Annotated in this window: 21 protein-coding genes; 12 read left to right on the forward strand and 9 right to left on the reverse strand. The window is 69.5% G+C overall.

Going from position 1 to position 23,277, the window contains the following annotated elements; all coding sequences use genetic code 11:
• The 4 genes from accB to ROY82_07175 form a co-directional block, all read right to left on the reverse strand.
• Positions 1-513: an acetyl-CoA carboxylase biotin carboxyl carrier protein gene (gene accB / locus ROY82_07160; GenBank protein MDT3682236.1), complete on the reverse strand. Its 513-nt coding sequence runs from the start codon at positions 511-513 to the stop codon at positions 1-3.
• Positions 513-1,070 (reverse strand): elongation factor P, encoded by a 558-nt coding sequence (efp, locus tag ROY82_07165; GenBank protein ID MDT3682237.1) that lies wholly within the window; start codon positions 1,068-1,070, stop codon positions 513-515. The genes accB and efp overlap by 1 nt, the downstream gene beginning before the upstream one ends.
• Before the next feature lie 180 nt (positions 1,071-1,250).
• Complete coding sequence (locus ROY82_07170; protein ID MDT3682238.1) at positions 1,251-2,159, reverse strand: quinate 5-dehydrogenase; 909 nt, start codon at positions 2,157-2,159, stop codon at positions 1,251-1,253.
• Complete coding sequence (locus ROY82_07175; protein ID MDT3682239.1) at positions 2,156-2,686, reverse strand: GNAT family N-acetyltransferase; 531 nt, start codon at positions 2,684-2,686, stop codon at positions 2,156-2,158. Before ROY82_07175 ends, ROY82_07170 begins: the two co-directional genes overlap by 4 nt.
• Positions 2,687-2,949: 263 nt before the next feature.
• On the opposite strand from ROY82_07175, the gene ROY82_07180 reads away from it, so the two are divergent.
• From ROY82_07180 to ROY82_07205, 6 genes are all read left to right on the forward strand, one after another.
• Entirely contained in the window at positions 2,950-4,185 is a 1,236-nt protein-coding gene (locus ROY82_07180) for a pyridoxal phosphate-dependent aminotransferase family protein (GenBank protein ID MDT3682240.1), read from the forward strand.
• Between the two features lie 7 nt (positions 4,186-4,192).
• Positions 4,193-5,302, forward strand: coding sequence for a hypothetical protein (locus tag ROY82_07185; GenBank protein MDT3682241.1), 1,110 nt, complete (start codon positions 4,193-4,195; stop codon positions 5,300-5,302).
• A 23-nt stretch (positions 5,303-5,325) separates the two neighbouring features.
• Complete coding sequence (locus ROY82_07190; GenBank protein MDT3682242.1) at positions 5,326-6,033, forward strand: CPBP family intramembrane glutamic endopeptidase; 708 nt, start codon at positions 5,326-5,328, stop codon at positions 6,031-6,033.
• A gap of 63 nt (positions 6,034-6,096) precedes the next feature.
• The gene (locus ROY82_07195; protein MDT3682243.1) at positions 6,097-7,092 is read left to right on the forward strand and encodes an NAD-dependent epimerase/dehydratase family protein; all 996 of its coding nucleotides are present in this window, start codon (positions 6,097-6,099) and stop codon (positions 7,090-7,092) included.
• Positions 7,092-8,312 (forward strand): glycosyltransferase, encoded by a 1,221-nt coding sequence (locus ROY82_07200; protein MDT3682244.1) that lies wholly within the window; start codon positions 7,092-7,094, stop codon positions 8,310-8,312. Before ROY82_07195 ends, ROY82_07200 begins: the two co-directional genes overlap by 1 nt.
• Entirely contained in the window at positions 8,312-9,361 is a 1,050-nt protein-coding gene (locus ROY82_07205) for a lysylphosphatidylglycerol synthase transmembrane domain-containing protein (protein MDT3682245.1), read from the forward strand. The genes ROY82_07200 and ROY82_07205 overlap by 1 nt, the downstream gene beginning before the upstream one ends.
• Before the next feature lie 25 nt (positions 9,362-9,386).
• On the opposite strand, the gene ROY82_07210 is transcribed toward ROY82_07205, so the two are convergent.
• Together ROY82_07210 and ROY82_07215 are read right to left on the reverse strand one after the other, a co-directional pair.
• The gene (locus ROY82_07210) at positions 9,387-11,222 is read right to left on the reverse strand and encodes an SDR family NAD(P)-dependent oxidoreductase (GenBank protein MDT3682246.1); all 1,836 of its coding nucleotides are present in this window, start codon (positions 11,220-11,222) and stop codon (positions 9,387-9,389) included.
• Positions 11,219-12,343, reverse strand: a complete 1,125-nt coding sequence (locus tag ROY82_07215) for a glycosyltransferase family 4 protein (protein ID MDT3682247.1) — start codon at positions 12,341-12,343, stop codon at positions 11,219-11,221. Before ROY82_07215 ends, ROY82_07210 begins: the two co-directional genes overlap by 4 nt.
• Before the next feature lie 98 nt (positions 12,344-12,441).
• Between ROY82_07215 and ROY82_07220 the strand changes: the two genes are divergently transcribed.
• The 3 genes from ROY82_07220 to ROY82_07230 are packed head-to-tail and all read left to right on the forward strand — an operon-like array spanning position 12,442 to position 17,984.
• The gene (locus ROY82_07220) at positions 12,442-15,009 is read left to right on the forward strand and encodes an FtsX-like permease family protein (protein ID MDT3682248.1); all 2,568 of its coding nucleotides are present in this window, start codon (positions 12,442-12,444) and stop codon (positions 15,007-15,009) included.
• Positions 15,002-15,739 carry an ABC transporter ATP-binding protein gene (locus tag ROY82_07225; protein ID MDT3682249.1) on the forward strand — a complete coding sequence of 246 codons (738 nt, stop codon included), beginning with the start codon at positions 15,002-15,004 and terminating at the stop codon, positions 15,737-15,739. Before ROY82_07220 ends, ROY82_07225 begins: the two co-directional genes overlap by 8 nt.
• 10 nt (positions 15,740-15,749) lie before the next feature.
• On the forward strand, positions 15,750-17,984 hold the full coding sequence (locus tag ROY82_07230; protein MDT3682250.1) for an MMPL family transporter: 2,235 nt from the start codon (positions 15,750-15,752) through the stop codon (positions 17,982-17,984).
• Between the two features lie 47 nt (positions 17,985-18,031).
• Here ROY82_07230 and ROY82_07235 read toward each other — a convergent pair whose 3' ends face one another.
• On the reverse strand, positions 18,032-18,913 hold the full coding sequence (locus tag ROY82_07235) for an LEA type 2 family protein (GenBank protein MDT3682251.1): 882 nt from the start codon (positions 18,911-18,913) through the stop codon (positions 18,032-18,034).
• A 216-nt stretch (positions 18,914-19,129) separates the two neighbouring features.
• Here ROY82_07235 and ROY82_07240 point away from each other — a divergent pair, with 216 nt between their 5' ends.
• The 3 genes from ROY82_07240 to ROY82_07250 all read left to right on the forward strand — a co-directional run bounded on the left by ROY82_07240 (position 19,130) and on the right by ROY82_07250 (position 21,895).
• A complete protein-coding gene (locus ROY82_07240; GenBank protein ID MDT3682252.1) occupies positions 19,130-19,921 on the forward strand; it encodes an enoyl-CoA hydratase/isomerase family protein in 792 nt (263 codons plus the stop codon).
• Positions 19,922-20,101: 180 nt separating this feature from the next.
• Positions 20,102-21,151, forward strand: coding sequence for a D-alanine--D-alanine ligase family protein (locus tag ROY82_07245; protein MDT3682253.1), 1,050 nt, complete (start codon positions 20,102-20,104; stop codon positions 21,149-21,151).
• A 204-nt stretch (positions 21,152-21,355) separates the two neighbouring features.
• The gene (locus ROY82_07250) at positions 21,356-21,895 is read left to right on the forward strand and encodes an HNH endonuclease (protein ID MDT3682254.1); all 540 of its coding nucleotides are present in this window, start codon (positions 21,356-21,358) and stop codon (positions 21,893-21,895) included.
• A gap of 33 nt (positions 21,896-21,928) precedes the next feature.
• On the opposite strand, the gene ROY82_07255 is transcribed toward ROY82_07250, so the two are convergent.
• On the reverse strand, positions 21,929-22,291 hold the full coding sequence (locus ROY82_07255; GenBank protein ID MDT3682255.1) for a phage holin family protein: 363 nt from the start codon (positions 22,289-22,291) through the stop codon (positions 21,929-21,931).
• A 47-nt stretch (positions 22,292-22,338) separates the two neighbouring features.
• Positions 22,339-23,229 (reverse strand): hypothetical protein, encoded by an 891-nt coding sequence (locus tag ROY82_07260; protein ID MDT3682256.1) that lies wholly within the window; start codon positions 23,227-23,229, stop codon positions 22,339-22,341.
• Positions 23,230-23,277: the final 48 nt, after the last annotated feature.

The raw sequence follows: 23,277 nt of genomic DNA on the forward strand, positions 1-23,277 counted from the left end.
TCAGGCCGGTTCTATGCGGAACAGGACTTGGCCGTACTCGACCGGGTCGCCGTTGCCCACGGACACCTCACGCACGATCCCCGCCGTCTCGGCCTCGATCTCGTTCATGAGCTTCATGGCCTCGATGATGCACAAGACGGTGCCCGCGCTCACGCGGTCGCCGACCTTCACGAACGGTGGCGCCTCGGGCGAGGGTGATCCGTAGAACGTGCCGACGATGGGGGCGAGAACCTCCAGAAGCTGCGGGCCGGCGGCCTCCGACGCGGCGGACTGGGGGGCGGCGGCCGCCGGCGGGGCCTGGGGCGGTGCCTGTTGGCCGGACTGCGCGGCCTGCTGGTTGCCGGAAGAAGCGCCCTGCTGGGCCGCTTGGGGAGGCGTGAACGTGACCGTGGCCGGACCCCGGTCCTCGCCGCGTTTGACGCTCAACTTGTAATCGCCCGTGTCGTAAGTGAACTCCCGGACGTCGGTGGCGGCCAGGCCCTCCAGCAGCTTGCGTATCTCCTTGACGTCCATCAGGCCCTGCCCAGGTAATCGCCGCTGCGCGTGTCGACGCGGATGACCTCACCCTGATCGATGAAGAGGGGCACGTTGACGGTGCCGCCCGACTCGAGCTTGGCGGGCTTGGTGCCACCCGAAACGGTATCGCCGCGCACGCCAGGGTCCGTCTGCACGATCTCGAGCTCCACCACGTTCGGCAGCGTGACCTTGAGGGGCTTGTTGGCGTAGTAGTCGACCGTGACCTCGGTGTTCTCCTTCAGGAATCGCGCCCCGTCGCCGATCTGATCGCGAGTTAGCACTGGCTGCTCGAACGTCTCCAGGTCCATGAACGTGAAGTCGTCGCCGTCGGAATAGAGGAAGTTCATCTGGCGGTACTCGATGAAGATATCTTGCAGCTTTTCAGTGGCGTTGAACGAACGCTCGACGATGGATCCGGTCTCGAGGTTGCGGAACTTCGCCACCATCTTCGCTCCACCACGCCCGATCTTCTGGTGCTGGTAGTCGACGCACTCCCAAAGGCCGCCGTCCATCTCGACCTTCGTCCCGTTCCTCAGGTCAGTCACGCTGATCATCAATACCCTCCAACGCATCGGACCGCGGCTCTAGCAGTGTCGTCGACGAACACCCGACCACGCCGTAGCGGATTAGCCGGGCCACTCTACCATCCGGCCGTCGCAGCCTCGGCCCCGGCGGCCCCGAACCTGTGGCCCGCCGTCGCGGGGCGAGGCACGCCGGCTTCGGACCGGGCGGCACTACAGCTCCATGCGCAATGGTTCCAGCCGCGCGTCTCTTATCAGCTCCTGGTAGCGTTCGGGGCTCAACTCGCCGCTGGCGCCCTCCATGGCCACGAACGTCGCCTCGAGCAGGTTGGTGCCCAGGCTGCGGCCCTGGAAGCGCGGTGTCGTCGTGATCAGAGCGCTTGCACCCCGTTGCCTGAGGAACTCCACGTCGTCGGCGGTAGTGGTGTTGGTCAGCACGGTCTTGCCGGCGAGCGACGCCGGAGCGTAGCGCTTGATGAAGTGCCAATCACCGGCCAGAACCTCGGCCCAATCGTAGTAGCGGGCGAACTTACGCTCGTTCGGCGCGCTATCTTGCGCGTCCCCGGTCGGGTAGAGCCACTTGAAGGGCACACGAACCACGATGGGCGCCAGCACCGTCGCGAGGCGCACGAGTCCGCCCAGGCTCCTCACCGGCACCGGCAAGCCCAACGCGAACACCACGTCGCCGTAGAACACGTCGGCGCCCTGCCTCGCCAGCTCCTCGGCCATCCCGAAACGGTCGACCGCGGAGACCATGAGCACCTTCCGCCCCTGCCAACCGACCGAAGGCGCTAGGGCCTTCACGCTTAGGCGCTCCAGGGTGTTCTTGAGACCAGCGCCGCACACGACCGGGGTGGACTTGGACGCGCGGGCCAGCCGCAACGCGTCGCGCACGTAGTAGCGCCGCTCTCGTACGGCGAAGTAGAGGTCGATGCCACCCAGCCCGATGGCGTCGACGTGGCCGTCGAACTCGCCGATCAACGCCTCCGCCTTCTTGATGTCTCCACCGGTGCCGATGCGTCTGATGTGAACCTTGCGGCCAAGAACCTCGACGACCTGGTCGGTGTCGCGCTTCACGGAACCCAGCGAGACGCTGACGACCTCCAACGTGGGCTCTTTCAAGCGAGGCTCTTCCCGTACCACTCGAGCAGCGGGCGAGCGTCGATGGCGAAGCGGTAACCGTGGCTTTCCCAGAAGCTGCGCGCGCGGGGGTTCTCGCCGTAGATGCTCGCCAGCATCCGTTTACAGCGGCCGTTCAGGCGCCGCTCGAGGTCCTTGACGCAGGCGCTGCCCACGCCGTGGCTCTGCATGCCGGCCCGCACGAGAAGCAGGTTGACCGTTGCGTCGCCGGCGGCGGGGTAGTCGAGCTTGTAGTCGAGATAGCCGACCACCGCGGCGCCCGACACCGGATCCACGTGCAGCCCGGACTCGGACTCGCTGGGGTCCAGCAGGACCAACTCCACGTGGCGCCTGGGGTCGGAGATGGCCGTCGCCAGGTCGGTGCGCACCTCGGCGACGGTCGGGACGGGGATCGAGATGATCTCGAAGTAGCCGGGGGTCGCCTCGTACAGTTCCTGGACGAGCGGTGCGTCGTCGACCGTCGCCGACCGGGTCCGGATCGGAGAGAGCGTTTGGTACAAGTTGTTCACCCCTTCGGGCACCGCACTGGCGCCGCGGGACTCGTATGTGAGCGTGAAACCGTCAAGATAACTCCAAGCGATTCTACCAACGCCGGCCTTCGCCAGGTGGTGTCGATTGGCTCACAACCGTCCCCGGCAGGGGGCATGGAAGCGCACATACTTGCCAAGCGGTCCGTTTGGGCTATAGGGTTACGTGGGCGGCTGCAGGCCGCACGGCGCCCTGCCGGGGTGCTAAGCTCTGCGAATCCCAGCAAGCTCGTTCGGAGGAACCGTTGTCAGACGTATTGCCTAATGCGGAGGGTGGAGCGCCGGTGATCGCGGCGCGAGACGCGTTCGCCAAAGCCTTCCAGTTCCGCAGGGCCGACGAAGCCGTCGCGAGCGGGATGCACCCTTACTTCAAACCCATTGCGTCGCAACACGGGGGCAGTGTCCGTGTCGCAGGCCGCGAGATGATCATCACGGGCTCGAACGACTACCTGGGGCTCACGCAGGACCCGCGCCTCAAGGAGGCCGCCCGCCGAGCCCTCGACGACTTCGGCACCAGTTGCACGGGCTCCCGCTTCCTTACCGGCACGCTCACTCTTCACGAGGAACTCGAGCACCGCCTGGCCGAGTTCTTCCACCGCGAGGCGGTGCTGACTTTCAGTGCCGGTTTCCTCGGTTGCCTCTCGGTCGTCTCCGCCCTTGCGGGCCGGCACGACATCTTGTACTACGACCGCGAGAACCACGCCTCGCTGTACGACGCGGCGCGCCTTTCCTTCGCCACGTTGAGGAAGTACGAGCACAACGACCTGGCCGACTTGGAGCAGATGCTCGAGGCCGACGTCGGTAAGCCGGGCGGGCGGATAATCGTCACCGACGGCGTCTTCTCCATGAGCGGCCATATTGCCGACCTGCCCGGCATCGTGCGCCTCAAGAAGCGATACGGGGCCCGGCTGATCGTCGACGATGCGCACGCGACCGGGGTGCTGGGGGAACACGGGCGCGGCACCGGTGAGCACTTCGGGCTCGAGGACGAGGTCGACGTCATCGTCGGCACCTTCTCGAAGTCGTTCGCCAGCGTGGGCGGCTTCATGGCCGGTGACCGCGAGGTCGTCAACTACGTCAAGCATCACGCGCGGCCGTTCATCTTCACGGCGGCGCTTCCCGCCATGCAGATGGCCGCCGCCCTGGAAGCACTCAACATCATCGAGGCGGAACCGCAGCACCGTGAACGGCTGTGGCACAACGTGGCGCGCCTTTCGGCAGGCATGACGGCGCTGGGCTTCGACACGATGGGTTCGAGAACACCGATCGTTCCCGTGCTGATAGGCCCGGACGAGCTTGCGATGGCCTTCTGGAAGTCGCTGTGGGAGCTGGGTATCTTCACCACCCCGGCGCTGCCCCCCGGCGTGCCGGCCGGACAGTCGATAATCCGCACCAGTGTCAACGCCAACCATACCGACGCGCAGCTTGACGCTCTCTTGCATGCCTTCACAGAAGTCGGGCGCAAGTTTGGCGTAATCTAGCGCCACCATGGTGAGCGTCGAGCGAGTATCCGGTCGAAAGACACTCAAAGAGTTCGTCCTCTACCCGTACCGGCTGCACGCCGGCGATCCCAACTGGGTGGCGCCCCTGCGCATCTCGGAGTTCGAACTGCTGAACCCGAAGAAGAACCCCTTCTGGGATCACGCCCGCGGCTCCTTCTACCTGGCGCGCCAGAACGGGCAGGTGGTGGGGCGGGTGGCCTGCATCGACGACGACCTCCACAACTCCACTCACGAGGGCGACAACCTCGTGTTCTTCGGTTTCTTCGAGGCCGCCGGCAAGGAGGCCGCGGCGGCGCTGTTCGCCGCGGTGGAGGCGGAGGCGCGCGGCCTCGGCCGCAAGTCGGTCCGCGGACCCGCCAACCCCTCGATGAACGACGGCGCGGGCTTCCAGATCGACGCCTTCGACCAGAAGCCGTACGTGATGATGCCGCAGAGCCCCCCTACTTACGTCGAGTGGGCCTCCGAGGTGGGCTACGAGAAGGTCAAGGACCTCTACATGTTCCATTTCAAGAACCCGGGCGAGGTGCCCGAGCGCGTGAGGCGCATCGTCGATCGCGCGCGGGAACGCTCGAAGCCCGTGGTGCGAGCCGCCGACCTCAAGCACTTCCACGAAGAGGTGAAGATCCTCCAGCGCATCCATCACGCGGCGTGGGAGAAGAACTGGGGCGACGTGCCGTTCACGGACGGCGAGATAGCCCACCTGGCGGAAGACCTGAAGCTGATCGTCAACCCCGAACTCGCCCTCTTCCTCGAGTACAAGGGCGAGCCGGTGGCCGTTTGCATCGCGGTGCCCAACCTCAATCAGGTCCTGGAGCGCTTCGACGGCCGCCTGATCACGGGGATCCTGCCACTTCTGAACCGGAAGAAGATCATGACCCAGGCGCGGCTGGTGATCCTGGGGGTGCTGCCTGAGTACCGCAACCACGGCTTCGACCTGATCCTCATCGATGAGGTCGTGAAGCGGTCTCATGCCGCCGGGATACTCGAGGGCGAGTGCGGCTGGACCCTGGAGGACAACCACGCCATCAACCGCGCCATCGAGGCGGTGGGAGGCGTGCGCCACAAGACCTACCGCATGGTGCAGAAAGACCTATGAAGCTGGGCGCCGCATTGAGGTTGGTGTCAACCGACCTCGGGGCGCTCTTCCCGCGGGGCGAGGCCGGCAAGTACTGGTTCCTGCTCCTGGCTTCGCTGGCACTACAGGCCGCGTTCTGGTACGTCGCCACGCCCGGCCCCAGCCTCCTGCGCCTGGCGCCTCAGGTCCCACTCTCCGCCTTCAACAGCGTCGCCTGGAGCGTCCTACTGCTGCTGCTCATCCCCGCCGCCCTCTACCGGGCCCTGATCGGGCCGCTCAAGGGCGCGGGACTGCGGGTGGGCGATTGGCGCTTCGGGCTCGCCGCCGTGGTGCCGCTGGCGCTGGCCGCTGCCCTGCTCATGGTCCTCGTGAGCGGCGATCCGACCCTCACGGCGACGTACCCGTGGCCGGGCTCCTGGGCGGGAACGAGCCTGGGCAGCCTGGCGCTCTGGCTAGTCGTGTATGCGCTCTACTACCTGGCGTTCGAGGCCTTCTACCGCGGCTTCGTGATCGACGTCGCGCGGCGTGTGGTCTCCCCCACGGCCGCCATCTGGCTGAGCGTCGTCATGGCGACCCTCGTCCACTTGGGAAAGCCGTTGGCCGAAGTCATGGCCGCGGCGCCGGTGTCGGTGCTCTTCGCGGTCCTGGCCGTACGCAGCCGCTCGATCCTCTACCCCATGCTCCTGCACCTTACCTTCGGCTTCGCGCTCGACCTTGCCGTGTTGGCGCGCTCGGGTCACCTGCTCAACTGAGCCCAGGACTGCTACCGTCATGCTCATGGCCTTCCGTCGCAGCCCGCTTGCGGACTCTCGCACATGAGGGTCCTGGTCACCGGCGCACACGGCTTCCTGGGAAGTCACGTCTCGGAGGCCCTGCTGGCCAACGGCGACTCCGTGCGAGCGCTCCTGACGCCGTGGGGCTCGGACGCCAACCTCGCCCACCTGCGCCATCACGAGCGCCTCGAGGTGGTGCGTGCCGACCTGACCGCAGATGACAGCGCCCACGGGATGTGCGACGGTGTCGACGCCGTGGTGCACGCCGCCGCTCGCGTGGCGGATTGGGGTCCGTGGGACGCCTTCTACCGCACGAACGTCGTCGCGACGCGCGCCCTGCTGCACGAAGCCGCTCACGCCCGTTGCGGGCGCTTCCTTTTCATCTCGAGCGTGGCCGTTCACCGCTACTCCGGGTTCCGGAACGCCGACCCGCGAGAGCAACCCCGCGACAACCTGCGCAACGCCTACGCCTATTCCAAGATCCTCGCCGAGGACCTGGTGCTTGGCGCCGAGCACTTGGAGAGCGTGGTGGTCCGCCCCGGACTCTGGCCGTTCGGCGAGCGTGACCCCACCTTCGCGCGCGTCGCCAAGGCAGTGGCGAAGGGCATACTGCCCGTGATGCGGCGCGGCAGCACCGTACTGAACACCGCATACGCCCCCAACTTCGCACACGGGGTGGTGTTGGCCCTGCACGAGCCTCATGCCGCGGGAAAGGTCTACGTCATCGCCGACGCCGGAATGCCGAGCTGGCGGGAACTCTTCGACACCATCGGCGAGCTGCTGGGCACGGATGGGCTGCGGCTGCGGTTACCGGGGAGACCCACGACGGCGCTGGCATCCGGTGTCGAGGCCACCTGGTCTGCGCTCTTGCCCTTGGTCGAGCCGCCCGTTACGCGATACCGTGCGCGGCTGATGCTGAACGACGTTCACTTCTCCTTGCGGCACGCCGAGGAAGAGCTCGGCTACGCGCCGCTGTTCACGTGGCGCCAGGGCCTCTCCCGCACCGTGGCGGCGCTCGGGGCGATCAGGAACTCCTGATGAGCGTCAAGGCCAGCGTCTTCTTCGCCACCATCGCCGCCGGAGGCGGGCACGTGGCCACCGCGTGGGCCCTCGCCGAGGCGCTGCACGCCGATTACCCCGGGGAGTTCGAGACGCGCGTCAGCGACGTGATGGCCGAGTTCGGCGCGGCCGGCCTCGACCGCGGTCACAAGGCGAGTTGGAAGGCGCTCCTGCGACGACCCCGGCTCGTGCGCCTCGGGCAGCGCCTCACCGACGCCGCTCCCGCCTTGACGAGGGCGTCGCAGGGCCTGGCGTTGGACGCTTTCGCCCGCGGCATCGCGCGCGAACTCAACGAGCTCGGGCCGGACCTGGTGGTCGCCAACCACGGCTGGCTCGCCACCGTCTTCGCGGCGGCCCGCAACCGCTACGGGCTGCGGGCGCCCGTCGTCATATACGCCACCGAGCCGTTCGACGCCAGCGCCCTCTGGTCCGAGCCCCGCGGCGAACTCCTGCTGGCGCCCAGCCTGGCGGCCAGGAACGACCTCGTGCGCCTCGGCGTCAAGCCGGAGCGGATCAAGGTCGTCGGCTATCCAGTGAGGCAAGCGTTCCTCAGCCCGCCGAGCCGAGCCGCAGCCCGGGCCCACCTGGGCCTGGAAGAGGGCTTCACGATCCTCCTCAGCTTGGGTGCCGAGGGGCTGGCGGGGCGCGCGCCGGCCATGGTGAACCGCCTCCTCGACACGGGCTCGCGGCTCCTGGTCCTCACGGGCCGCAACGTGGCGCTGAAGGCGGAACTCGACGAGCTCGCGACCCGGCGTCCGGGGCTCATGCCGTACGGTTTCACGGACGAGATGCCCACTCTCCTAGCCGCAAGCGACATCGTGGTGGGCAAAGCCGGGCCCGCCAGCACCATGGAAGCCCTGGCCGTGGGCCGGCCGGTACTGGTTACCGCCTACGCGGGGCTCAACGAGCTGGCCGTCGTCAGGTTCCTGGAGGCCCACGAGCTCGGGGGCCGCGTCGAGCTCGAAGACCTGGCACGGGTGGCGGCAGCCTGGCGCGACGCGCCTGGTCGGCTGACGAGGGCCGCTGCGGCGGCGGCGCAGCTCGACTTCGCCGGCATGACGCGCACGGCGGCTGCGCACGTGCGGGCGGCCGCTCTGGGCCTGGCGCCACCTAGCACCGAGGGCGTCGAGAAGCGGCCGTTCGAGGGAGTCACCCGCGCGTACTTGCGGGCGGCCAGGACGGGGGGAACGAACGGCTGATGCGGCTCGTAGCGGTCTTCCTCCTGAGCCTCTCCCTCGGCCTGGCGGGCCTGTACCTGGCAACGCGCGAGGCCCTCTTCTCCGCCACGCTCTACGCGCCTAAGCACCCGACGCCGTTCCTGATCACCGTGGCCGTCCTCAGCCTCCTGGCCCTCTGGAGCGCGCCGGTCGCGAAGCTCGTACTGCTCGCGAGGTCGCAAGGGTACCGGGTGGGGTGGGGCCACGCCTTCCTTTCACACGTGGCTCAGGTCTTCGGGACCGCCATGACGCCCGCCGGAACCGGAGGCGGGCCTTTCCTGGTCGTGGCTCTGGAGCGCGTGGGTGTCCCGGCCGGCGTGGGCCTGGCCATGGCGGTCCAGCTCTTCGTGCTCGACCTCGCCACCCTGGGGATCCTCATCCCGGTGGGCCTGGTCTACATCCTCGTCTCGAGCACCATCGACCTCGGCCCGGCCCTCACCCTGGCCGCGGCAGTGGCGGCCGCCGCGGCGCTCGCCATCTCGGTGATCCTGGTGCGCTTCCCCACGCCGGCGGTGAGGTTGCTGCACGCCGCCTCGGGCTGGCGGTGGCTACGGCGCTTCCAGCGCCGCTTGCGGCGCATGGCGGTGGAGTACCGCGAAAGCGCCGTGGCGTTCCGGGACCTGCCGCCCCTAGCTTGGGTCTTGCTCCACGCCCTGAACCTTACCGCCTGGGTCACGAACTTCGCCCTCTTCTGGGCGCTGCTGGCGATGTACGGCGCCCACGTGCGGCTCCTCGACGTGCTGGCGCTGCTCTCCATGATCACGCTGCTCTCGTTCTTCGTGCCGACCCCTGGCGCCTCCGGGGTCATGGAGCTCATGCTCGGCCTCGCGATGAGCGCCTCCGACTCGCAGCTGAAGTCGGTGGCCGCCCCGGTAGTGCTGTGGCGGACGGGCACCTTCTACCTGGCCTTCATCCTGGGGCCCCTGAGCGCCTGGCGGCTCCTGTCGAGCCGTCCCGCGCCCGTGCGGAGCCGCAGGACGGTGCCTGGCGGGGACGACGGCGGTGGGGAGCCTCGAGGCCAGGCCAGGTAGGCGGGGCCCTTTTTCCTTGGCCGGGTCAGGGGCGGCGGCTGGGAGGCTTGAGGCCGAGGGGCCCCGCGAACACGCGGTCCTTCAGCCGGTCCGGGAAGTAGGAGAACAGGCGCAGGAACGGGACCTCGGGCGTGCCCTTCACGCGCGCCGGCGCCCGCCTGCTAGTGGCTGCCGCCGCCACTACGCGCGCGACTCGCGCCGGGTCGGCGGCGCTGCGCTCGCCCCACAGGTCGGAGTCGCGCAGCCTGAGTAGGTACTCGTCCCACGGGGTGCTCGTCCGCTCGGCCTCGGCGCTCAGCCGCGCCTTGGCCGCCGCCGCGAACGGCGTGCGCATGGCGCCGGGCTGCACCAACACCACCTCCACGCCGAACGGCCTCAGTTCCAGCCTCAAGGAGTCCATCAGGGCCTCCAACGCGAACTTCCCGGCGGAGTAGGCGCCCATGAAGGGCGTGACCAGTAGCCCGTTGGTGGATCCGACGGCCACCACGCGCCCGCGGCCCCGTTCCCGCATGCCCGGCGCCACGGCCCGCACCACGTTCAGCGGCCCGAGGGCGTTCAGGTCCAGCTGCAGGCGCACGTCGGCGAGCGGCTGCGATTCGAGGGCCCCTGGACGCAGGCCACCCACGGTTATGACCACGGCGTCGAGGGGCAACCCGAGGTGCTCAGCGCGCGCCACCGCTGCGTCGATGCTAGCGGGGTCGAGCACGTCGAGGGTGACGACCTCGATGTCCTTGGAGAACTCCGCGGCCGCGAGAGCCTCCGGGTTCAGATCGGCGGCGATCACGTTCACGTAACGCCGGTGGAGCTCCTCGCTGACGGCGAAACCCAGCCCGCTGCCGGCGCCGACCACCATCGCGGCCCGCGGGCCGTGGAGGTGGCCCTCGGCGCGGAGCCAGCGGGCGGTGGCCCGCATTCCCTCCTCGAGCGGTACCTGCGCGCGGTAACCGAGCTTCTCGGCCGCCTTGTCGCCACTGAAGGTGGCGTGGCTGAGCATGACCTCGGTCATCTCGGGCACCACCCTCGCCTGCCCCAGCGGGCGCGTTACGGCACCGGCGACTCGCGCCCCACCGCGGACCAGCCAGGTGGGCAGGTGGCGCAGGGGCCTGCCCAACATCGCCGCGTACGCGCCGAGGAACTCGTCCCAGGTGGTGGGGGCGCCGGTGACGTTGAACGCTTGGCCGGCTGCGCCTGGCGCGACCAGTGCCATGGCGGCGGCGCGCGCCACGTCATCGACGTAGACGGCGTCGAGCAGGAACCGCCCATCGCCGAACGCCAGCGGGACTCCCGCCTTCAGGGCGTTCAGGGGCGTGAGGGTCCAAGAGCCTATCCACGGCCCGTAGACCATGGTCGGCCTCAGCACCACCAGCTCGATCCCCGCCGCCAGGCCCGCTTCCCTTGCCGCTTCCTCTCCCTCGAGCTTGGTGTCGCCGTAGGGGTCACCCACTGCGCGCGTGGAGTTGGACTCGTCCACCTCGCCCTGAAGGCTCGGACCGTAGACAGCCACGCTGCTCACGTGCACGAGGCGCCGGGTGCCGGCGGCGGCCGCCGCGGCGACCACCTGGCGGGCGCCATCGACGTTCACGCGCCGTGCCTCACGCACGCCGCCCTTGCCGCCCATCCAGGCCGCCAGGTGCAGCGCCAGGTCGGCGCCCCGGAAGAGCTCCTGCAAGGCGCTCGCCTCGAGCAGGTCACCTCGCACCACCTCGGCGCCCGCGGCCGCGAGACGCTCCGCGCCGGCCTCCGAGCGCGTGAGGCCCCGCACCCTGGCGCCGGCGGCCAGCAGTCTTACGACTGCCGCGTGTCCGATCCCGCCGGAGGCGCCGGTGACGGCGACCAGTTTGCCGCTCAGTTCATCGTTCATGACCAACCCCTTCGAGCGCTCAGCGCCTCCAGGTAGAGCTCCTCGAGGCGCCTAGCGCTGTTGCTGACGTCTTGCGTGCGCGCGTACTCGCGCGCGTTCAGCTGCAGCTCCCGAAGCCGGCCGCCGTCTTCCAGCAGCGCAGTCACGGCGGCGGCCTGCGCGACCGGGTCGGCCGGGGGCACCACGACGCCGCCGGCCGCCTCCTCGACCAGTTGCGGCACGGCGCTGCTGGCGTAGTCGAAGGCGACGACGGCGCAGCCGGCCGCCATGGCCTCCAGGGTGGCGATGCTCTGGAGCTCGGCCGGCGACGGCATGACGAAGACGTCCGCATCCGCCAGCAGCCGGCGCTTCTCCTCCTCGTCAACGTAGCCGGCGAGGCGTACGCGGCCGGCCAGCCCCGCCCTCTCGACGCCATGGGCCAGCTCCGCGGCCAAGGGGCCGGTGCCCGCGACGGTCAGCTGACAGTCGGTGGGCAGGAGTCGCGCGAGCTCGAGCAGGTCCGTTGGCCGCTTCTCCGCGGACAGCCTGCCCACGTACAGCAGCCGGCGCTCCGGTCCCGGTGCGCGCTCGAGCGCCGAGTAGGCGGCGTAGTCGACGCCGTTGGACACGACCTCTACCCTCACGTCGGTGAAGCCGCGGCTGGTGGCCGCGGCGAACGCCGTGGGCGCTACCAGCAGGTCGGCGCGCCCGAAGAGCCAGCCGTACCACGCGAGCAGGCCCCGCGTGAGGGGCCGGGCGAGGCTCGGCAGCTGCAGCGTGCTCGTCTCGATCTGCGTGTGCACCCCCAGCACCACCGGCACGTGGCGCCTGCCGGCGAGGAGGACGGCGGCGGCGGTGAGAACCGCGGGGGTGTTGGCGTGAAGCACGTCGGCGCGCGAGACCTCGGCGGCCAGCGTGCCGAGTATCGGGTAAGCCACGCGCGTCTGGGCGCCACCCAAGCGCAGGGACGGCATGCGCACGACCCGCACGCCGCTGGGCGGCTCCGTGCCATGCGCCTCGCGGCCCGCGATGGCCGTGACCTCGTGCCCGCGCTGGGCCAACGCCGCCATATGCCCTTCGGTGGCGCGCGCCTGACCCCCGAACCCGGGATAGAGGTCGTCGGCGACGTACAGGATCCGCATGGCTTCCCTCCAGTGCCCCGTTTCCGGGTCCGACGCTACCACGCGAATATGCGACGTCCCACTCGGAGACGCTGGCCAGGACGAGTAGACTGACCGCCGTGAGCACTCTCGGGCGCCTGGCCCTGCGTAACCTCCTGAGACACCCCTGGCGCAGCGCCGCCACCGCCTTAGGCATCGGGCTGGGCATCGCCGCCGTCCTGACGACGCTCTCCGTCGGCGCGAACGTGGAGGCGAACCTGCGCAGCGCCCTGCAGGCCGCGGCCGGCAAGGCGGACCTGCTCTTGACCCCCGGGGCGGGCGGGCGGGCCGTGTTCGACGAGCAGCCGTTACTGGACGAGCTGGCCGGCGAACCGGGCGTCAAGGCCGTCTTGCCGGTGCTGCAGACCCGCGCCGAACCCAAACGCTCCGTGAAGCCCGTGGAGAAGTCGGTCATCCCGGGCATCGACACCGGCTTCCAGATCCAGGGGCGCCTCACGCAGTTCCCCGACGACCTCCCCGCCAAGCTCGCGGAGGGGAAACTGCCCCAGGCGGGTTCGATGGGCATCGCCGTCGCGGACGGCTTCGCCCGGTCGCGGGGGATGCACGTGGGCGACGAGGTCGAGTTCACGACCAACGGCGGCCTTGTGACGTTGCTCGTCACCGGCCTGCTCGACGACGCCGTGGGCGTGGCCAGCACCAACGGCGGCCGGGTGGGCGTGATGGCGCTGGCGGATCTGCAGGCGATCCTCAAGCTGCCGGGCCGCGTCTCCAACCTCGAGATCCAGGTGCGCGACGTCGACGAGGTTCAGGCGGTGGCCCAGCGCTTGAGGGAAGTGGCCGGAACGGATTACGCCATCACCCTCCCGGCCGTCAGCGGCGACTTCACTTTCGGCATCGTCCAGACGCTGCAGTCGGGGCTGAGCATCCTCGCGGCCACCCTCCTGGCGCTCGGTGCGTTCCTCGCCTACAACACCTTCATGGCCTCCGTGGTCGAGCGCTCCCGCGAGTACGCGCTGCTAAGGACGATCTGCATGACCCGGTCCGGCGTGATGCGGCTCGCGCTCTACGAAGCGCTGGCGCTCGCCGCCTTCGGGGTGATCCTCGGCGTGCTCCTGGGCATCGTCTTGTCGTACGTCATGACCTACCTCAACGCAGCGAGCCTCGGCTACGAGTTCCGCACGCTGGTACTTCCCACGCAGAACGTGATCGTGGCCTCCGTACTGGGGGTCGCCGCGGCCCTCGTGGCCGGCATCATCCCGGCCCGCAACGCGGGGCGCACGTCACCCATGGCCTCGCTGCAGACCACTGAGCGGCCCGCCTCGCGCAAGCAGGCGTGGCTCGGCCTGGCCCTGGTGGTCCTGGGGGCCGGGCTTGCGCTGCTCCCCTGGCCCGGCACCGCGGCCCTCTACGCAACGACGCTGGCCCTCGGGTTGTTCTTCGTGGGCGTTGCCCTGAGCGCGCCTTACCTGCTGCCGCCCGTGACGGCCGTGCTCCGCCGGCCACTCGAGCGCGTGTTCGGTCCTCCGGGAAAGCTCGGCGCCGCCTTCGCGGTGCGCAACGCGGGGCGCAACGGCGTGGCCATCGGGACGGTGGTGGTCGGCACCGGCCTCGTGATGGGCGTGGGCAGCATGGTGGGGAGCACCAACCACGCCATCGAGTCGTGGGTCGAGACGACGGTGGTCGGCGACCTCTTCATCACCTCGCCCGTGAACTTCCCGGACGACTTCGCGGAGAAGGCGGAGGCGGTAGAGGGCGTCGACGTCGCGAGCGGCGTGAAGATCACCGCGGTGAGGTTCTTGCAGCCGGGGGGAGACACGCGCGGGCGCGCGGTGGCGCTGGTGCTCGTCGACCCCGAGCGTTTCAACCCGCAAGGTGGCTTCGGGCGCTTCCAGTACCTGCCGGGGCAAGGCAACGACCAGTTGGGCTACGAGGCCTTGAAAAGCGGTGAGGTGCTCGTTGCGAACACCATGCGAGACCGCTACGGGATCAAGCAGGGCGACACCATCGACCTGCGCACGAGCGACGGCTTCAAGCCGTTCCGGGTGGGGGGCGTGGTCGTCGACTTCACGGGTGGCGGCGAGACCGTAGTGGCGGGCATCCAGAACATCGAAGAGTTCGGTGGCGGCAACCCCGTCCTGTACGTGGTCACGATAGACAAGGGACAGTCGCAGGCGGCGGTGCGCGACCGCATGCTGGCAGCCTTCCCCGAGCTCGCCCTCGACATCAGCCTGAACGCCGACTACAGGCGCTACATCCTCGAGGTCACCAGCCAGGCCTTCGCCACCACCCGGGTCTTGCTGTTCATAGCGGTGCTGGTAGCGGCGATGGGCGTTGCCAACACGCTTGGTATGAACCTGGTGAGCCGGGGCCACGAGATCGCGGTGCTGCGCACCATCGGCCTGACCCGGGGCGGCGTGCGCGCGTTGGTGACGGCCGAAGGTATCATCGTGACCGTCGTGGGCGCCATCATCGGCGTTGGGTTCGGGTTGTTGCTGGCGCGCATCATCACGAACGGGGCCGCCGCACTAACGGGCTTCGTGCTCGAACCGCTGGTACCCTGGTCGCTTGCGCTGCTGGCGCTCCTGGCCTCGCCCGTCATCGGGTTGTTAGCGGCTCTACTACCCGCCAGGCGCGCCGCGAAGATGTCGCCCACGCGCGCCCTTGCCTCCTGGAGTGAGCATGTCTGAGTCCCATTTCGCCCTGGCGGCCCATGAGCTGCACAAGGCCTACCACCTCGGCGACGAGGTCATCACGGCGCTGGACGGCGTCACCCTCGAGGTCGTCGAGCGCGAGTTCGTGGCGGTCATGGGCCCCAGCGGCAGCGGCAAGAGCACCCTGCTTCACATGCTGGGGCTGCTCGACCAGCCCGACGCCGGCACGGTAGAGGTGGCGGGCCGCCCGACCTCGGGCCTGAACGACGACGAGCTCACCGGCCTGCGGCGCGACCGGTTGGGCTTCCTCTTCCAGTCGTTCGAGCTCATCCCGAACCTGAGCGCGCGGGAGAACATCCTGCTCCCGTCGGAGGTCGCCGGGAGGCTGGGACCCGCACGCGAGCGCTTGAAGGAGCTCGCTGCTCAACTGAGCATCGGCGATCGCCTCGATCACCGTCCCAGGCAACTGTCCGGCGGTCAGCGGCAGCGCGTGGCGTTGGCGCGGGCGCTCATCAACGACCCTGCAGTGGTCCTGGCCGACGAGCCGACCGGCAACCTCGACACCAAGACCGGATCGGAGGTGCTGGGCCTCCTGCGTCACGGCGTGGACGCATCGGGCTGGACGGTCGTGATGGTGACTCACGACCCCGCGGCAGCGCTGGTGGCCGACCGCATCGTGTTCCTGCGCGACGGCCGCGTGGCGGGTGAGACGCGCACCGAGGACGCCGACTCCCGCCAGGTGATCGACACCTTCCTGGCGAGCTGACCCGGCCGGCATGTTCGCCGCACTGGCCCGGCTCGTCTCGCGTTATCCCCGTTGGGTTCTGACGGCGTGGCTGGTCGTGGCGGCAGCAGCACTGCCGTTCACGACCCGCGTGGGCGAGGTCCTGAACGCCCAGCCCGACGCGCCGAAGCAGGGCAACGCCGCCCTCGTCCGCGACAAGCTCGCCACGGCCTTCGCCGCGTCGGAGGAGTCCTCGATGGTGGCCGTGGCTCACGGGGTCCGGGTTCACGCGGGAACGCCCGAGTACGCCGCGGCTCTGGACGTCGTCACGGCGGGGATAGCCGCCGTCGATGGTGTGGCGTACGTGCGCGACTACAGGAGCGCGAGCGGCCTGAAGCTGCTCGACGAGGACGACGACTTCTCCGTCATGCTCATCGGGCTCGAAACGCAAGACCTGAGCACCGCGAAGGCCGTCACCATGAACGTCCGGCGGGTATTGGACGACTCCGCCGACCTGCGCTTCGACCTCTCCGGCGGGCCGGCCACGATAATCGAACTCGAGCAGGTGAGCCAGCGCGATGCGCGCCGAGCCGAGATCTTCGGCCTCCCGATCTCGCTGCTCATCCTGCTGGTGGCCTTCGGGGCCGTCGTGGCATCGCTGCTGCCGCTCCTGAGCGCCGTCACCTCGATAGTGGTGTCGCTGGCCACCCTCTTCTTCCTGGGCCACCTGATGGAGTTCGCGGTGTTCACCGAGACGATAGTCACCATGCTGGGGCTGGCGACGGGGATCGATTACGCGCTCCTGATGGTGAACCGCTTCAGGGAGGAGTTGAGGAGCACCTTCGACGCCCGCATAGCGGCGGCGCAGACCGCCGCAACCGCGGGAAAGGCGGTGGCGTTCAGCGGCCTCACCGTCATCGTCGCGCTGACGGCGCTGTTGGTGCCGCCCGTTGCCTTCATCCGCTCCATCGGGGTGGGCACGATGGTGGTCTTGTGCGTGAGCGTGCTGGTGGCGATCACCGCGGTGCCGGCCAGCCTGGCCCTGCTGGGCCACCGCGTGAACTGGCTGCGGGTGAGCCGGCGCGAGCCGGGGCTGCGCTCACGGGCCTTCTGGCGTGCGCGAGCGGTGCACATAATGCAGCGACCATGGTTCTGGTCCATCACGGGGGTCACCGCGCTGGTCCTTCTCGCGCTGCCCGCCTTACGCATGCAGGTGGCCGACCCTGGGGCGCGCGGACTGACGACGGCCACCGACGCCCGCCGCACCCTCGCCGCACTCGAAGACCTGGGCCTGGAAGGGCTCCTGAACCCGTTCGACGTGCTGATCGACTTCGGTCAGGAGGGCTTCTACCAGCCGGCGAACGTGCGCAAGACGTCGCTCCTGACGCAAGAGCTACGCGAGCTGCCGCGGATCGCCGGCGTCACCTCGCCCATGGCGCTGGAGAGCATTCCACGCCTCTTCTTGTATCAGTACTACGCGACGCCTGAGGTGGCGCTGAGCAGCGAGATCGCGCCGTTGGCACGCGCCACCATCAGCCGCGACGGCCGCTACGCGCTCGCGCGCCTGGTCCCGAGCGGCGCCCTCACGCCCTCCGAGGGCGGTGAGGTCTACCGCGGGATCCAGCGGGCGCTGGAGGACGTCGGGCTGAAGGCGACGATCGGCGGCGTCTACGTGCAAGGGACTGAGTGGACTCACGCGCTATACGGCTCCCTCCCGCTCGCCCTGGCACTGGTGGCGCTCTTCACGGCAGTTCTCCTGGGCTGGGCGTTCCGCTCGCTGCTCATCCCCATCAAGGCAGTGCTGCTGAACGCGCTCACGGTGGGCGCGACGTTCGGGGTCCTCACGCTCGTCTTCCAGGACGGCGTCTTCGCCAAACTCTTCGGCGTCGGCGAGGTCCTGGGGTACATAGACACGTCCGCGCCCCTCTTCATCTTCGCCATCGTCTTCGGCCTGAGCATGGACTACGAGGTCTTCATGGTGGCCCGCATCCGCGAGGCGCACGAGCGCGGGATGTCGGATCACGATGCCGTGGCCACGGCCCTCTCGACCACTGGCGGCGTCATCACGAGCGCGGCCGCCATCATGGTCACCGTGTTCGCGCTGCTACTGCCCTCGCACGTCGAGCTCATCCGCACCCTGGGCCTGGGCCTGACGGTGGCGATCGTACTCGACGCCACCCTCGTCCGGCTTACCCTCGTGCCTTCCGTGATGACCCTTGCCGGACGCTGGAACTGGTGGCTGCCCGGGCCGCTGGCCCGCGTCGCCGACCGCCGCGACCGCACCTGAGGAGCCTGAGCAAGAGGGTTACAGGTTCTGCAACTGGTGCCGCGCCCTCACCTCAAGACGTCACGGAGCAGCGACGTCGGCTCCAGTGAGGTCGTCACGATCCCGGGTGCCTCCAGGCGCCAACCCCCGTTCAACTGCACGCTCAACCCGCCCACGCCGGCGGACGCGGCCTGCACCTGCGCGGCGATGGCCGTTCCCAGCGAGAGTGGGTCGAATCTGAAGGTGAGGGTCACGGGCGCCACTCCACCACTCGGGACGGCCACTTTCGGCAGGGAGGCCGTCGCGGCCTGCGCGCCGCCGACGCTGAGGACGAGCTCGGGCACTTGCGCCTGGTAGCCGATGAGCCCGGGGTTGGCCAGCTCGGCATTGAGTTCGATGACGACGCTGTTGACCGACTCGAAGCGCAGTTGCGAGCCGAGCAGGGTGAGCCGGGGCGCGGGTAGGCCGCCCGGTGGCGCCAGCTCGCCGCGCACGATGGTGAACGTCGGGAAGCGCTGTGGGGCCCCGAAAACGTCGATGGTGACGCCCGCATCGAAGCGGTAAGGCGTGGCGCCGCCCGCCACGAAGTTGGCGATGGTGTCGAGCAGCGCAGGGGCCGCACCGAGCGGAACCCTCACGTCGAGGATGAGTGGCGCCGACTTGTTGGCCGGCAGGTCTATACCGCCCCGGAACGACGTGGAGGCGGCCCGTGCTTCTCGCAAGAACAGGGCCCCGTCGAGCCCCGACAGCCGCACCCCGACGGGGTTCGGGTTAGTGACGGTGAGGGCCAAACGGAACAGTGCCGTGCCGTCGCCGACTCCGGGAGGGTCGATGCTCACGAACCCCGACTTGGACGCGTCGAGCGTGAAGCTGGGCGGCGACAGCACCGCCGCGCCCGGGGCGCATGCGCCCAGGAGCACGAGTAGCATGGCCGCGATCGCCGGCCGCATCCGCGACCCCCACCCCGGTGCTGCTTGTGAGCGGCGAGTTGTTTTCGAGTTCACGGTCGCCTCCAGAGTGCCACTTCGTGGCCGTTCCAGACTACCCGGGCGCCGCCGCGCGGCGAAGTCGCGAAGTTCGCAGGCCGGCGGGCGCGCTCTGAAGCGGTCGCGCGCGCGGACGTTCGCGCTCCTGACCCGGGGCTCCCCGTCCCCGTATCATGGGCCATGCCCGGCTCTACCGAAGGCCCCATCACAACGAAGCGAGAAGGCAACGTTCTGGTGCTCACCCTCGCCCGCCCGGAGCAGCGCAACGCCCTCTCCAGGCCCCTTCGCGCCGAACTTGCCGCAGCGCTGGAGGACGCCAGGCATGACCCGTCGGTACGCGCGCTGGTGATCACGGGCGCGGGCACCGCGTTCTGCGCCGGCCTGGACCTGGGCGAGTTGGAGGGCACGCTGGCGATGGACGAGGCGGCCCACCACGCCGACTCCGAAGCGCTGGCCGAGCTGTTCCTCTCGCTGTTAGCGTTCCCGAAGCCCGTCGTGGCGGCCGTGAACGGTCCCGCAGTAGCGGGCGGCGCCGGGCTCGTCTCCGCCTGCGACCTCGCCGTCATGGCGGAGAGCGCGCGCATCGGCTACACGGAGGCCAGGATCGGCTTCGTCGCCGCCCTGGTGGGCGTGCTGCTAATGCGTCAGGTGGGTGAGAAGCACGCACGCGACCTGCTGCTCAGCGCGCGTCTGGTGGACGCCTCGGAGGCCCACCGCATGGGCCTCGTGAACGAGGTGGTGGCCGACGAGCACGTGCTCAAGTCGGCCATGGCGCGGGCGGCGGCGCTGGCGCGCAACGCGCCCGGGTCGCTGGCCCTGACCAAGCGCCTCTTCCTCGAGGCGAGCGGCATGCGGTTGTCCGACGCCATGCGCCGGGCCGTGGAACTCAACGTCAAAGCCCGCGTTGGCGACGAGCTGGCCGAGGGCGTGCGCGCGTTCCTCGAGAAGCGCGAGCCGGCCTGGCGGGAGTAGGTGGAACAGCTGCGGCCCTGGTGGGCGTGGCCCGAGTCCGGGGCCGGCCTGACGGGATCTGGGCGACCGGGACGAGGTGAACCGGCTTCACCGGCCGGCCGGCTTGCACCGCGCCGGCTACGGCAGTACGCTACTCCCAATGTGTAACTTACACATGGAAGCTCCGTTGGTGGTGGGCGAGTGAAGCGGGTCCCGCGGGTCCTGCTCCTCTGCGGCGGGCGCTCCGCCGAGCACGACGTCAGTCTGGCCTCGGCGCGCGCCGTCCTTAGCGCTGCCGCCGACCTCGACGTCACCCCACTGGTGATCGGGCCTGAGGGCCTGCTCCTGAGCGCCGCCGCGTCGCGGGCGGCGCTCGCGGCGCGGCCCGGGAACGCCCCTGCCTCTCGAGCACCCGACCCGGCGGGGCCTCTGGCGCTGGAAACCGCGAGCCTCGCGTCGCTGCCGGGTGGCTTCGACGTCGTGTTTCCGCTGCTCCACGGGCCGTACGGGGAGGACGGTCGTGTGCAGGGCTTGCTCGACGTCATGGGCTTGCCCTACGTGGGCTCGGGCGTCCTCGGCAGCGCCCTCGGCATGGACAAGGTGGCTATGAAGGCGATGTTCGCCAGCCACGGGCTGCCCCAGGTGGCCTACGAGGCCGTAACGCGCCACGAGTGGCGCACCGCGCCAGGCGCAACGAGCGAGCGCCTCGCCCGCCTGGGGTACCCCCTCTTCGTGAAGCCCGCCAACCTCGGCTCGAGCATCGGCATAAACAAGGCGAGCGGGCCCGCCGAGCTCGGCGCGGCGCTGGCGGCGGCCCTGGGCCATGACCGCCGGGCGATCGTCGAGGCGGCAGCCGTGGGTGCGCGCGAGTTGGAGGTAGCCGTCCTCGGCAACGACTCGCCCGAGGCCAGCCTGGTGGGCGAGATCCGCTACGACGACGGCTTCTACGATTACGCGACGAAGTACACGGACGGCCTTGCCGAGCTCGTGATCCCGGCCGAGCTGCCACCCCCGGTCGCCGAGGCGTGCGCCAGCATGGCGCTGCGGGCTTTCCGGGCGATAGACGCCCGCGGCCTCGCGCGGGTCGACTTCTTCTACCTGCCGGAGACAGGAGAGCTACTCCTCAACGAGATCAACACCATGCCCGGGTTCACGCTCCACAGCATGTACCCGAAGCTCTGGGAGGCCGCCGGCGTCGGGTTCGGGGAGCTCGTGAGGAAGCTGGTGGACCTGGCGCTAGAGCGAGATTGAACCGGGCCACGCCGGCGCACGGCAGCAACTTCGGCGGGCCGCCTGCTATACTCCCCACCAGCGCCGAAACGACCGGAGGATAGGGCCGCCGCTTACCTCGACCCCCACACCGCCATAACGAACGACCCGGGTGCGGTCAGCACTACGCCGCCCGCTCCCGAAGACGAGTCACGCGTCGCGCTCGCCGAGCCGCAGCAGGACGCGGTGCGTCCGCTCGAGAACATCAACGGCGCCCGGGTTCTCATCCTCAACGCATCGTTCGAGCCGCTGCACGTGTGCTCGGTCAAGCGGGCCGTGGCCCTCCTGATGCACGAGGTGGCCGAGCGGGTAGAGGACTCGGGCAAGGTGTTGCGCTCGCCGAACGCGCTCTTCCCCGTGCCCAGCGTCATCAAGCTGCGCCGCTTCGTGAGGGGACCGCTCCGCCAACGGGTCGCGTTCAACCGCAAGAACGTCTTCCGGCGCGACGACCACACTTGCCAGTACTGCGCCAAACACACCTTCGACCTGACCCTCGACCACGTCCTACCGCGCAGCCGCGGCGGTCCCACCTCGTGGGAGAACGTGGTGGCCTGCTGCAAGGGCTGCAACGCCAAGAAGCGCGACCGCACGCCGGAGGAGGCGCGCCTGCACCTGCTCAGGAAGCCCTACGCGCCACGCTTCATGTTCTCGAGCGCCTACGGCGTCATGCCCGACATCGACCCCATCTGGGAGCGTTACCTGCCGAACCACCGTGGCAAGCCTTGAGGCCCCGCGCTTGCGGCTTTCGCCCCGTGACCCTTAAGGCCGCCCAACGCCTGTCCTGGGCGCGAAAACTCTCGCCAGCAACGTGTTCAGCACGCTGAGCACCAGGGCGCCTAGGACGGCGCCACCGAAGCCGGAAAGCTCCAACGGCGTGATGGCGGCGGCTATGGCAAGCGCGAGGCCGTTGACGACCAGCAAGAACAGCCCCAACGACAAGACGGTAAGAGGCAACGTCAGCACCACCATGACGGGCCGCACCACGGCGTTGACGAGGCCGATCACCAGCGCCGTAAGTAAGAACGAGAAGAGGTCGTCGGCTGCCAGCGATACGCCTACCCCCAGGCGGACGGTGAGCCAAAGCGCGACGGTCGACAGGGCCCAGCGCAGCAGCAGGTTCATGGGTCAGATGATAAGGCCCGTACGCGCGCCACGAGGTCCGCCCGCTCTCAGGCCGGCCGCTTGATCAGCACGGGCGTCCTCTCGAGCACCTCGAAGCCAAGCGACGTCAGGATGGACACGAGTTTGGGATCGCTTGCGCCCAGTAAGGTGTTGACCGTCCCCACGGGACTGCGGCCGGAGATCTCGCGCAGCGCCGTCAGGACGAGGCGGCGCAGCATCTCGCTGTTCTCGCGGTGGCGCCTCCTTACCCCCACGGACGTCAACTCGTAGGCGCTGTCGACTTCGCGCGCCGTCGAGCCCAGGAACGCGTAGCCGACGGTCTCCTGATCGAGGCCCTCGCGCGCCGTGAACCACAGGTCGGGTTGGAACGGACCACCGCTGCGTTTCATGAACGACCAGCGCGCATCACTCACGCTGGCGCCCTCGCAGTCATCGAACAGGTCGCGGAAGGCGCCCTCGTCGGCCGGTGCCCACGCCTCCAGCACCAGCGGCGAGCCCAACGGCGGCACGTCGGTGAGCTCGAACTTGAGCCGCGTCAGGCCGTCGCGCCGGAAGCCGAGCGGCGCCAACAGTCCTTCGAGTTCCCCAGACCGTGACTTAGGCAAGAGGTGTAGTGGCACCGTCACTACCTCGGGCTCGACCTGGTCAAGGAGGCTCTCGACGAGCTCTAGGAGGGCGGCCGGGGCGCCGTCGTGCCAGACGCTGGCGAGGTGCGCCCCCTTCACGGCGTTGCCGCCACCCTCCGCCTGCAGGTAGACGCCGGCCGTGGGCGGCCCCGCGTCGGGGGCGTACACGAAGCAGCGCTCGGCGTCGGCGACCGCGTCCTTCAGCCGCGCGTTGAGCCGCAAGGAGAGGCCGTGCGGATCTGCGTGGCCGACGAAGGTCAGCGCCTGGCGCATGAACCATACGAGTTCGTCGGGCTCGAGGTTGCGGATCACGGGGGCTTAGCTTATCGCGCCCTGGGCGCGGGCGCCCGGGGGACCAGG

It is taken from the genome of Truepera sp. (genome assembly GCA_032027045.1).
Classification (GTDB): domain Bacteria; phylum Deinococcota; class Deinococci; order Deinococcales; family Trueperaceae; genus JAAYYF01.